This is a genomic window from Mesorhizobium sp. CA5, assembly GCF_020165105.1.
Classification (GTDB): Bacteria; Pseudomonadota; Alphaproteobacteria; order Rhizobiales; family Rhizobiaceae; genus Mesorhizobium.
Genome location: NZ_JAIUHJ010000014.1, coordinates 155,866 through 167,478, shown reverse-complemented (window position 1 = coordinate 167,478; position 11,613 = coordinate 155,866). Strand labels below are relative to the sequence as shown.

Below are 11,613 nucleotides of genomic sequence, written 5' to 3'. Positions count from 1 at the left end.
GCCTCCGCCCCCTCCCCCGCCTATCGGTGCAATGACAGGCGCGGTTTCGGTCTGAACGGGCTTGATCAGTTTCTTGGCGGTAACCTTCTTGCGCTCGACGACTTTTGGCGCGGTCGTCGTGCGAACAGCCTTCGTCCTGTGCTTCTCCGTCGGGGCCGGCTCGACCCTGGGCGTCACGGTCGTGCAGCCCGCGACTGCGAGAGCACCGGACAGGATTGTTGCGACGATTGCGTGTTTCGATGCCCAGCCCACAACATTGCCTCCTTGCTGATCAGAACAGGTCCCGTCGCGGATTGGCTTGTTCCCAGACCGCCCTGGCCGTGGTGACCAGCTGATCGTCCAACGAGCCGTCCGCCGAAATCTTGGATTTGAGTTCCCCACGCATTTGTTTCAGAGCCGCTGTCTTCGCCTTGGCTCCAAATTTCGCGAGCGTCGCCTTTGCGTCCGGAATCTCGTTGCGAAGATCGAGCGCGGCCGCGAAAGCAAGATAGCGCGCGGCCACCGCCTGGTCGGCCTTGTCGCCTCTTTGCATCTCCAGCGCCGCGCGATCATATGCGGCCGACTGATCGCCGCGATCGGTCGCCAGCTCGAACAGCCTTTGCGCCTCTGCCAGATCCTGCTGCACGCCGACACCGTCCCTGTACATGCGTGCAAGGCTGCCGGGGGCATAGGGCTGGCCGAGATCCATCGATTTCTGGAACAGCGTGAGCGCGGTTTTTGGATCCTTCTCGACCCCCGTGCCGGAGAGATAATTGCGCCCAAGCAGGTTCATCGAATACATGTCCTGCCGCTCGACGCCGGCCTTGAGGAAGGCCACGGCGCGAGCCGGATCGGCCGGCACGCCGTTGCGGCCTTCGGTGAAGATCGCCGCAAGGTCGTTCATCGCATAGGTATGGCCCATCGCCGCCGCCTTGAGCAGCAGGTCCAGCCCCTTGCCGGTATCGCGGTCGACGCCGTAACCGTTGAACAAGGCGCGGCCCCATGAAGTCATTCCATAGGGATCGCCTTTGTCGGACGCCGCGGCATAGAAAGCGTTGGCCTGCTTGCGGTTGGCGGGCATACCCGTGCCGGTCGCGTTGAGGTAGCCCAGCTCGAATACAGCGCGGACATGTCCCTGGTCAGCGGCTTCCTTGATCGCCTTCTTGGCCTCCTCGACCTTGCCGGCGGCGAGCAGCGCGCGGCCGAGTTCGTAGTGGAAGCGGGCGACATCGGGATAGGCCTTCACGGCCGCCCGGCAGGCCTCCACCGCGCCGGCGCCGATCTCGTTTGGCAACAGGCCGGGAACGACGCCCTGCAGGTCCAAGGGTTCGCCTGCCTGCGTGTCGCAGGGATCGACGCTTGGCGAAAGCTTCATCGTCGCCGGCTTCGATGACGTGTTGTCAGCTCTGATTTCGACGCCGACTATCAATGGCTTGACCGCGCCTATCTGCGGTTCGTAGCGTAGTTTATCGACCTCGTCGGCCATCAGGCTCGATTGCGGCGACAAGGTCCGGTCCGGCAGGGACAGCGTCCCGGTTGCCGGATAGCTCGCAAGCTTCACGCTTACGGCCGGATCGTTGGTCGGGAAATCCAGCTTCAGCGGCACCGGGCCGACACCGACCGGAATCTTGACGTCGCGGTTCTCGATCGCCTCGGCGGCGCCGGCGATGTGGATGCCGCGCTCCACCACCTGCTGTTTCTGTTCCGACTCGAGCGAGGCGACAAGCTGCTTGCCCGCGGCGCCATCGCCGTTCTTGACCCGGAACACCAGGATGCCTTGCGATACACCGCCCCACTCGTCATGCGCGGCGTAGGCCAACATATCGACCTGGTCCTCGGCGTCGGCGCCCTTCGGCACATCCATCGCGAGCCGCGGCAGATCCTTGCCCTCTATCGGCTCGCCCGTCGCGACCGGCTTGCCGTCCAGGATCAGACGCCCCAGCGCCGGCGGCCTTTCGATGCTGATGGTGACCGCGCCGCCATCGACATCGACCGGCACCGGCAGGTCGAGCGCGACCGGACCGACGCCCGACGGTACGGTCTTTTCCAGCACCGGCGGCAAAGCCGGCCGGTTGGCCCGGCGCATCAGCACCACCTCGTCAATCAGCGAGGAATTCTCCCAAGGGACCTGCGCGCCCTTGGTGGCCTCGACCACGTCGCGGCGCACCGCCGCCATGACCGAACGTATCTCCTGGTTCGGCGCCAGCGCGCGGCGCGAGAAGGCGGATGAAAACGGGCTGAGATCGCCGGACCCGTCATAGGCGACGGCGCCGGGTTCCGTGGCGAAGGCGATCAGCGTGTTCAGCGAGCTTTTCACCTGCGCGAGGCCGGTGCCGCCGGCCGCGATCAACTGGTCGCGCAGCCAGTAATCCTTGCGCGGGAACGGGTTGTTGCGGCAGGCGTCGAGGATGATCACCTGGATCTTCGATTTGGCGCGCAACTGCTGCAGGACATCGTCGAGCTTGACCGCCTGGACCTCGATGTCGGCCGCATCCTTGAGCGAGGCATCGACCGGGATCAGGAAATTCTCGCCGCCGATCTGAAAGCCGTGGCCGGAATAGTAGACGACCGCCAGATCGGCGCCGTCCGCCGCCGCGAGATAATTGCGAAATTCCTTCTCGAACTGGAGCTTGGTGAGATCCTTGGCGACGAACACATCGAAGCCGGCCAGCCGGAACGTGCTCGACACGTCGTCGGCATCCTTGTCCGGATTTTTCAGCGCCGGGATTTCGCGATATTCGGAATTGCCGATGACAAGCGCAACCCTCCGATCGGCGTGCGCCTGCACCGTCGCGAGGCCCACGAGGATCAAGGCTGCAATCAGCGCACAGCATCGCAGCATGGTAAAATCCCTAACTGCTATCACCTGTCGGCCACAAGAACGCAGCTTGCGGCATCGCGGTCTGTTAAAGACTTCACAATCTGCCAAGACGGCAACGAACGCGCCTGCGATGGCAAGGCAGATCGCGCATTCAACTAACTGCTAAAATAACCCAGAGACCTCGGCGCCGCAATGACCTGGATAAGCGCGTCGCCGTCTGTCGATGCAGGATCGCCATCGGCGAGCCACGCCTCCGCGCAGCGCTGCGTGTCTGTGACGCCGCAGCGTTTCATGGGAACGGCGAAAGCGTCCTATCTCTTTGCTTTTACGCAATTCCGGACGGAAGGCTACGGCGACCCGCCGAGCCCGAGCCGGCCTCTTTCCTCGTCAGGCGCCGCTCCACATCGCGTCCGGCACCACCACCAGCTTGCCGACAAAGTCCTTGCCCATGAAGTCGGTCTGGGCGCGGTGGAAATCCGACAGTTTGTAGACGCCGCCGACCAGCGGCTTGATCTTCTTTTCCTCGATGTAGCGCACGATGCGACGGAAGTCCGCGCGCGTGCCTTGGCTCGAGCCGTGGAGTTGGAGCTGCTTCAGATACATGGTGCGGAGGTCCAACTGCACGACCGGGCCGGCAATGGCGCCGGCCGTGGTGTAGCGGCCTTCGGGCCGCAGGATGCGTAGGAGATCGTTGAAGATGGCGCCGCCGACGAGGTCGGCGACCACGTCGATGGGTTGGCCGCCAGTCGCTTCGTTGACGGCGGTGAGCAGGTCGGCCACGCCGCGCGTGATCACCTTCTCGGCGCCGATGTCGAGCACGGCCTGTTCCTTGCCCTTGCCGACGACGGCGTAGGGGATGGCGCCCCGCGCCCTCGCCAGTTGCACGATGCCGGAGCCGACACCGCCAGAGGCGCCGGTGACCAGCACACGCTCGCCGGCTTTCAAGCCCGCCCGCTCCAGCATCTGCTCGCCGGTGAGATAGGCGCAGCAGAAGGTGGCTAGCTCGACATCGCTCAGATCGGTGTCGACGACATGTGCGTTCTCGGCCGGCAGCGCTTGGTATTCGGCATAACCGCCGTCACGGCCGTGGCCCATATAGTCGATGTCGGCCAACGAATCGTCGTCGCGATTATAGATCGAGAAATCGACCATGACGCGCTCGCCGATGCGCTCCGCGGACACGCCGTCGCCGACGGCGACGATTGTGCCAACCGTGTCGGTGCCCTGGATGCGCGGGAAGGTGAGCGTGTTGCCTTGCCGGCGCCACGTCGACACCGCCCCGGCATCTTCCTCCGTGCCATAGGCGCCCTGGCGCACCCAGACATCGGTGTTGTTCATGCCGCAGGCGCTGACCTTGACCAGCACCTCGCCGGCGGCAGGTGCCGGCACCTTCACATCCGTGCGGTAGACGAGCTTCTCAAGGCCGCCATGGCCCGTAAGCTGCACGGCGGCCATGGTGGCGGGAAGAGTTCTTGTCATGGCATTCATGTCACTTCTCAGATGCTGGTCAATACACTGTTCACCGCGTCGGCGGTCTTTGCGACGACGATGTCGGCTTCCTCGCGCGTCAGGCAGAGCGGCGGCGCGAAACCGAGGATATCGCCCTGCGGCATGGCGCGGCCAATGACGCCGCTGGCGGCGAGCGCGGTGGCGATCTGCGGCCCGACCTTCAGCGCCGGATCGAAGAAGACGCGGTCGTCGCGGTCCTTGACGAACTCGATTGCGGCCAGCATGCCATCGCCACGCACCTCGCCGACATTCCGGTGGCCGCCGACGGCTTTGGCCAACTCGGCGCGGAAGTAAGCGCCGGTCTCGCCGGCGTTCCGCACAAGGTCCATCTCGTCGATCAGTTCGAGATTGGCGACACCGGCGGCAACGCAGATCGGGTGCGCCGAATAGGTCCAGCCATGGCCGAGCGAGCCAAGCTTGTCCGAGCCCTTGACCAGCACCTGCCAGACCTTGTCGGCGACGATGACGCCGGAAAGCGGCGCATAGGCCGAGGTCAGGCCCTTGGCGATGGTGATCAGGTCCGGCTTGATGCCGTAATGGTCGGAGCCGAACATCGTGCCGAGACGACCAAAGCCGGTCACCACCTCGTCGGCAACGAGCAACACGTCGTATTTGTTGAGCACGGCCTGGATCTTTGCCCAATATCCGGCCGGCGGCGGCACGATGCCGCCGGTGCCGAGGATCGGCTCGCCGATGAAGGCCGCGACCGTGTCGGGGCCTTCGGCCAGGATCATCTCTTCCAGCTTGTCGGCGCAATGCTGCGAGAACTGCTCCTCGCTCATCGAGCGGTCGGCGCGGCGGAAATAATACGGCGCTTCTGTGTGCAGGATCGGCGCCCGCGGCAAGTCGAAGGCGTTGTGGAACAGCTCGAGCCCGGTCAGCGAACCGGTCATGACACCCGAGCCGTGATAGCCACGCCAGCGCGAGATGATCTTCTTCTTCTCCGGCCGGCCGAGAACGTTGTTGTAATACCAGATCAGCTTGATGTTGGTCTCGTTGGCATCCGAGCCGGAGAGACCGAAATAGACTCGGCTCATGCCCTTCGGCGCGCGGTCGATGATCATCTTGGAGAGCCGGATCGAGGCCTCGGTGCCATGCCCGACATAGGCGTGGTAGTAGGCGAGGTTCTTCGCCTGCTCGGCGATGGCATCGGCGATCTTCTGGCGGCCGTAACCGACATTGACGCAATAGAGGCCGGCGAAGGCATCGATGCTCTTCTTGCCGGTGTTGTCCCAGACGGTGACGCCTTCGCCGCCGGCCATGATGCGGGCCGGCGATTCACCGCGCGCGTGCGTGCCCATATGCGTCGAGGGATGGAAGAAGTGGTCGCGATCCCAAGCGGAGAGTTCGTTGGACTGTTCGAGCATTTTTGACTCCTGACGAGAATGAGGCCCGGGTAGCTTAGGCTACGTCGAGGCAAAGGTATTTGAGGTCTGTAAAAGCTTCGAGGCCGTGGCGAGAGCCTTCGCGGCCGATGCCGGATTGCTTGACGCCGCCGAACGGGATCGGCGCGCCGGTGATCTTGACGCGGTTTATGGCGACCATGCCATACTCCAAGGCGCGGCCCATGCGCGCCTGCCGCGCGCCGTTTTCGGTGACGACATAGGCGACCAGGCCATATTCCGTGGCATTGGCGCGGGCGACGACTTCCGCCTCGTCGTCGAACGGCGTCACAGCCGCGACAGGGCCGAAGGTTTCTTCGCGCATGATCAGCGCTTCGTCCGGCACATCGGCGAGCAGCGTCGGCTGGTAGAACAGCGGCCCGGCCGCGTGACGCTTGCCGCCGGCCAGGCAGCGCGCGCCGTGGGTGAGCGCATCGGCGACTTGCTCCTCGACCTTCTTGACCGCGCGCTCATGCATCAGCGGTCCGATATCGGCGTCTGCGGCTAGGCCATTGCCGGTGCGGAGCTGCTCGATGCGGCGGGCGAAAGCGGCGCAGAAGCGATCATAGATCGGCCGCTGCACATAGATGCGGTTGGCGGCGAGGCAATCCTGGCCGGAGGTGGCGAATTTGGCATCGAGCGCGATCGTCACCGCCTTGTCGATGTCAGCGTCGTCGAAGACGATCAGCGGCGCGTGGCCGCCGAGCTCCATCACCAGTCGTTTCATCGTCGCAGCGCTCTGCGCGGCGATCAGCCGGCCGACCTCGGTCGAGCCGGTGAAGCTCATCGCGCGGACCCGCGCATCGGCGCACATCGCGCCGACAATCGTGCGCGCATCGCCGGTGACGACGTTGAAGACGCCTGCCGGGAGTCCGGCACGCTCGCCGAGCTCGGCCAGAGCCAGGGCCGACAGCGGCGTCTCCGAGGACGGATGCGCCACCACCGTGCAGCCCGCAGCCAAAGCTGCCGCCGCCTTGCGGGTGAGCATGGCCGACGGAAAATTCCAGGGCGTGACGACCCCGACGACTCCGAGCGGCTCGCGGCGCACCGACATCTCCGCATTCGGCAGATGGCTGGTGACGCTTTCGGCGTTGAGGCGTTTCGCTTCCTCGGCATACCACTCGATAAAGGACGCAGCGTAGTCGATCTCGCCCAGCGATTCCTTCAGCGGCTTGCCTTGTTCCAGCGTCATAAGCAGCGCCAGATCATCTTTGGCGGCGATGATGAGATCAAACCATTTTCGCAGGATTTTCGAGCGCTCCTGCGGCAGCGCCAAGCGCCAGCCAAGAAACGCGCGTGACGCGGCATTGATCGCCTTTGTCGTCTGGGCAGCATCGAGCGCGGCGACAAAGGCGACGGTAGCGCCGGTGGCCGGATCGGTAACCTCAAAACTTGCCGCCGCTTCGCTCGCCGTCCAGTGACCGTCGACATAGGCGAGCGCGCGCAGCAGCCGGCGATCGGCGAGGCGGTCGAGCGCTTCATGGTGGTTGGTACGGGCAAAATGTGCGGACATCAGTCGGGTCTCCCGGTGCCGAGGCGATATGGAGAGACTAGTCGTGCAATCGGGACAAAGAGGCTGTTTCGACAGGCTGACAGAGAGAGATTGTCTCTATTTGTCCGGGAGAGCAGGTCAATCTCTCTAGCTTACCAGCCGCCGGATGCCACCAACCGGTGAAATTGGCTGCCTCCACAACTTCGTGATCCACGGGCGGAGCGGAAGCGAAGCGGACGCGTAGACTCGAGGATCCATTCCGTGACCTTGATCGAAGGGCGCAGCGGAGCAGAATTCTGCACCGTTGCAACGCCTTGGCGTTACGGAATGGATCCTCGGGTCTGCGCCGCGTCGCTTCGCTCCTTGCTCCGCCCGTGGATGACGAAGTGACGGACGTTTCGGCTAATCTCCACGCTGATCGTGAGACCGACTCACCCTTATTCCGGCAGCAGATCGGCCACCGGCAGCACGGTCTCGTCCTTGACCGTCTTGGTGACGATGTAGGTGAAGTAGCGGTCGATGCCGATCTCGCGCTCAAGCAGGCCGTCGACCAGCCGCTGATAGGCGTCGATGTCGCGCGCCATCACTTTCAGCACGTAGTCGACGCCGCCGCCCACCGACCAGCAGGCGACGATCTCCGGGATATCGCGCACGACCCGCTCGAAGCGGTCGAAGTCAGCCTGGCGATGATTGGCCAGGGTGACCTCCATCAGCACCGTCGCCACCGGCGCGATGACACGCATGGCGATCGCGGCGTGATAGCCGGAGACGATGCCGGCCTTCTCCAGCTTGCGCAGCCGCATCCAGCACGGCGTTGGCGACAGGCCGACCTTCTCGGCCAGCGCGAGCTTGGTGATACGCCCGTCGCGCTGGATGGCATCGAGAATCCTGAGGTCGATCGGGTCGAGTTTCGCTGCCGCCATGCGGGTCCGCCTTTCGTTGCGGACACCATGACGATGCATTATTTCGATTGTCAATTGCACTGATTTCGATCTCTAATAAGTCATGACATTTTGGCAGCCAGATCCTGCTCTCATCCGCCGGCCGGCCTATCTCTCGCTGGCCGACCAGTTCGCGCGCGCCATCCATGACGGGCGTCTGGCCAACGGCACGCGGCTGCCGACGCACCGCCGGCTGGCAGACGATCTGAAGCTTTCGGTGCAGACCGTCAGCCGCGCCTATGAGGAGTTGATCCGCCGGGGACTGATTTCCGGCGAGGTCGGCCGCGGCAGTTTCGTGCAGACGCAGCGTCGCGAGCCCGAGCCGCCCTACATCCCGGAACGGCTGGGCGAGGTCATCGACCTCTCGATCCTGAAGCCGGTCTGCGAGCCGATGCATTTGGAGAAACTAAAGCAGGCGCTGGGCTGGCTGGCCGAGAACCTGCCGTCGAGCTCGGCGCTATCGTTCCGGCCGAACATGGTTTTCCCGCGCCACCGCGCGGTCGCGGTCGAATGGCTGAAACTTTGCGGGCTGGAGGCGTCGCCTCAGAACATCAGCCTGACCAACGGCGCCACTGCCGGCATGACGGTGGCGCTGATGAGCGTTGCGCCGCCCGGCTCGACGGTCGCCACCGAGGCGATCGGCCACCACACGCTGATCCCGCTTGCCCGCTATCTCGGCTTCAATCTCGAGGGCCTGCCGATCGACGGCAACGGGCTGATCCCCGAAGCGCTCGACGAGGCCTGCCGCCTCTCGGACATTCGCGCTGTGTTCGTGCAGCCGTCGGTGATCAACCCGACGGCGACGCTGATGGACGCCACAAGGCGCGAGCAGATCGCGGCGGTCGCGCGCAAGCACGACATTGCCATCATCGAGAACGACGTGCTCGGGCCGCTGGTTGAAGGCAGGCCGCCGGCGGTTGCCGCCTTCGCGCCGGAACGGACGCTCTACGTCACCTCCTTCACCAAAATCGTCGTGCCAGGCCTGCGCATCGGCTATCTCGCGGTACCGGACCGCTATGTCGCGGCCGTCGCCAACCGCCACCTAGTCTCGAACTGGATGGCGACGCCGATGGTTGCAGAGATCGCTACGCGCTGGGTGACCGACGGCACAGCGATGGAACTGGTCAACTGGCAGCGTGGCGCGCTGAGGCGCCGCCAGGAGATCGCCGCGGAAGTGCTCACGGGTGTCGACTATCGCTGTCATCGCGACGGGCTGCATCTGTGGCTCGAGCTGCCGGGCGACCGGGCCGAGGAGAGCTTTGTCGCGCAGGCGCGCCTGCGGGGGGTGGCGATCGCGCCGGGCACCTCGTTCCGCATCGCCGACACGCCCTGGCATCCGGCCGTGCGCATCTCGCTCGGATCGACCACCGAGGGGGAACTGCGGGCGGGCCTGAGCGTTGTCGCCAAACTGCTGCTCGGCGATCCGGAGCATCTCCTGCTCGCCATCTGATGCACAAAGGAAGCTCAGATTGCCCTGAAATTGTGCCGCGCCGGAAATATTGTCATGATATTATTTTTCCAATTGACATGATTTGGCACGTTTCGCATCGTTAAGGGCATAGGCTTCTCCAGAACGGGGACATGGATTGCCCGCGCCCATCATCAAGGTCGATGCGATTTCGAAGAGCTTCGGCGCCTTCAAGGTGCTGGACGGCCTGTCGATGCAGGTCATGCCTGGCGAGAAGCTGGCGCTGATCGGTCCGTCCGGCTCAGGCAAGACGACGATCCTGCGCATCCTGATGACGCTAGAGAAGATCGACGGCGGCCATATCCAGGTCGACGGCGAACAGCTCTACCACATGGAGCGTAACGGCCAGCTGCTGCCGGCCGACGAGCGGCATCTGGCCAGGATGCGCCAGAAGATCGGCATGGTCTTCCAGCTGTTCAATCTCTTCCCGCACAAATGCGTCATGGACAATGTGACCCTGGCGCCGATGCTGACCAAGGGGGTCGCGCGCGCCGCCGCCGAGAAGCGGGCGATGGAACTGCTCGACATGGTCGGGCTTGCGGACAAGGCGAAGGCGATGCCGGCGCAGCTCTCCGGCGGCCAGAAGCAGCGCGTGGCGATCGCCCGGGCGCTGGCGCTGTCGCCCAAGATCATGCTGTTCGACGAGGTCACCTCGGCGCTCGACCCCGAGCTCGTCGAGGAAGTGCTCAATGTCATGCGCAAGCTCGCCGCCGAGACCGACATGACGATGCTTCTGGTCACTCATGAGATGGGCTTCGCCCACGACTTCGCCGACCGCGTGCTGTTCTTCGACCGCGGCAGGATCGTCGAGGAAGGCAAGCCCGATGAGATTTTTCGCCATCCCAAACAGGAAAGAACGCAGAGCTTCCTGAAGAAGATCATCGCGGCCGGACATCGCGTCTGACCGCAATGCAGACGGGCGGCGCAAGCCGTCCACCGGCGGTCAAAGGCCGTCCCGAACCAAGGCAAACCAAGAAGACAAACAAGGAGTTGGGAACAATGAAGAAACTTGGCATTCTGGCTGGCGTCGCCGGCCTCGCGATCACCGCGATGCTGCTCGCCCCCGGCGCGCGGTCGGCGGATGACGCCAAGCTGGAGCAGCTCAAGCAGCAAGGCTTCGCCCGCGTCGCCATCGCCAACGAGCCGCCCTATACGGCGGTCGCCGCCGACGGGAAGGTATCGGGCGCGGCGCCCGACGTGGCGCGCGAGATCTTCAAGCGTCTCGGCGTCAACGACATCGTCGCTTCCATCTCCGAATACGGCGCGATGATCCCCGGCCTGCAGGCCGGCCGCTTCGACGTCGTCACCGCCGGCCTGTTCATGAAGCCGGAGCGTTGCGCGGCGGTCGCCTATTCCGAGCCGGTGCTTTGCGATGCCGAAGCGATGCTGGTGAAGAAGGGCAACCCGAAGGGCTTCAAGAGCTACGAGGACATCGCCAAGGACAGCTCCGCCACGGTCGGTGCGCCGGGCGGCGGCACCGAGGAGAAGCTGGCGCTCACTGCCGGCGTGCCGCGCGATCGCGTCATCGTCGTGCCGGACGGCCAGAGCGGCCTGAAGATGGTGCAGGACGGCCGTATCGACGCCTATTCGTTGCCTGTGCTCTCGATCAACGACCTGATGAAGAAGGCCAACGACCCGAACCTCGAAGTGATCGCGCCGGTGCAGGGCGCGCCGGTCTATTGCGATGGCGCGGCCTTCAAGAAAGGCGACGAGGCACTGCGCGACGCCTATGACGTCGAGCTCGCCAAGATGAAGAAGTCCGGCGAGTTCGCCAAGATCATCGAGCCCTACGGCTTCTCCGCCAAGGCGGCGATGTCGACGACGCGCGAGAAGCTCTGCGCGGCGAAGTAGTGCTCCTTTGCCTTCTCCCCGCTTGCGGGGAGAAGGTGGCTCGAAGAGCCGGATGAGGGGCGGCGCCAGCATTTCAAGGTTAGCGCTGCCCCTCATCTGCCTGCCGGCATCTTCTCCCCGTTGAACGGGGAGAAGGGGCTGTCACGGCGGCCTAGCACAAATGCAAACGT

Annotated in this window: 9 protein-coding genes; 3 read left to right on the top strand and 6 right to left on the bottom strand. The window is 64.5% G+C overall.

The window, feature by feature from the left end:
• The 6 genes from LB529_RS19395 to LB529_RS19370 all read right to left on the bottom strand — a co-directional run.
• Positions 1 to 252 (bottom strand): hypothetical protein (locus LB529_RS19395; protein ID WP_224712010.1); only part of this gene is annotated, 252 nt, incomplete at its 3' end.
• Between the two features lie 19 nt (positions 253 to 271).
• Positions 272 to 2,821, bottom strand: a complete 2,550-nt coding sequence (locus LB529_RS19390; RefSeq protein ID WP_224712009.1) for a caspase family protein — start codon at positions 2,819 to 2,821, stop codon at positions 272 to 274.
• Positions 2,822 to 3,187: 366 nt separating this feature from the next.
• The gene (locus LB529_RS19385) at positions 3,188 to 4,288 is read right to left on the bottom strand and encodes an alcohol dehydrogenase family protein (RefSeq protein ID WP_224712008.1); all 1,101 of its coding nucleotides are present in this window, start codon (positions 4,286 to 4,288) and stop codon (positions 3,188 to 3,190) included.
• Positions 4,289 to 4,296: 8 nt separating this feature from the next.
• Positions 4,297 to 5,676, bottom strand: a complete 1,380-nt coding sequence (locus LB529_RS19380) for an aspartate aminotransferase family protein (RefSeq protein ID WP_224712007.1) — start codon at positions 5,674 to 5,676, stop codon at positions 4,297 to 4,299.
• 34 nt (positions 5,677 to 5,710) lie between these two features.
• On the bottom strand, positions 5,711 to 7,204 hold the full coding sequence (locus LB529_RS19375) for an NAD-dependent succinate-semialdehyde dehydrogenase (RefSeq protein WP_224712006.1): 1,494 nt from the start codon (positions 7,202 to 7,204) through the stop codon (positions 5,711 to 5,713).
• Between the two features lie 416 nt (positions 7,205 to 7,620).
• Positions 7,621 to 8,106, bottom strand: coding sequence for an Lrp/AsnC family transcriptional regulator (locus LB529_RS19370; RefSeq protein WP_140844068.1), 486 nt, complete (start codon positions 8,104 to 8,106; stop codon positions 7,621 to 7,623).
• A gap of 82 nt (positions 8,107 to 8,188) precedes the next feature.
• Here LB529_RS19370 and LB529_RS19365 point away from each other — a divergent pair, with 82 nt between their 5' ends.
• The 3 genes from LB529_RS19365 to ehuB all read left to right on the top strand — a co-directional run bounded on the left by LB529_RS19365 (position 8,189) and on the right by ehuB (position 11,443).
• Entirely contained in the window at positions 8,189 to 9,574 is a 1,386-nt protein-coding gene (locus LB529_RS19365; RefSeq protein WP_140782133.1) for a PLP-dependent aminotransferase family protein, read from the top strand.
• Between the two features lie 136 nt (positions 9,575 to 9,710).
• Positions 9,711 to 10,496: an ectoine/hydroxyectoine ABC transporter ATP-binding protein EhuA gene (ehuA, locus tag LB529_RS19360; RefSeq protein WP_140844064.1), complete on the top strand. Its 786-nt coding sequence runs from the start codon at positions 9,711 to 9,713 to the stop codon at positions 10,494 to 10,496.
• Between the two features lie 95 nt (positions 10,497 to 10,591).
• On the top strand, positions 10,592 to 11,443 hold the full coding sequence (ehuB, locus tag LB529_RS19355; protein ID WP_095765844.1) for an ectoine/hydroxyectoine ABC transporter substrate-binding protein EhuB: 852 nt from the start codon (positions 10,592 to 10,594) through the stop codon (positions 11,441 to 11,443).
• Positions 11,444 to 11,613: the final 170 nt, after the last annotated feature.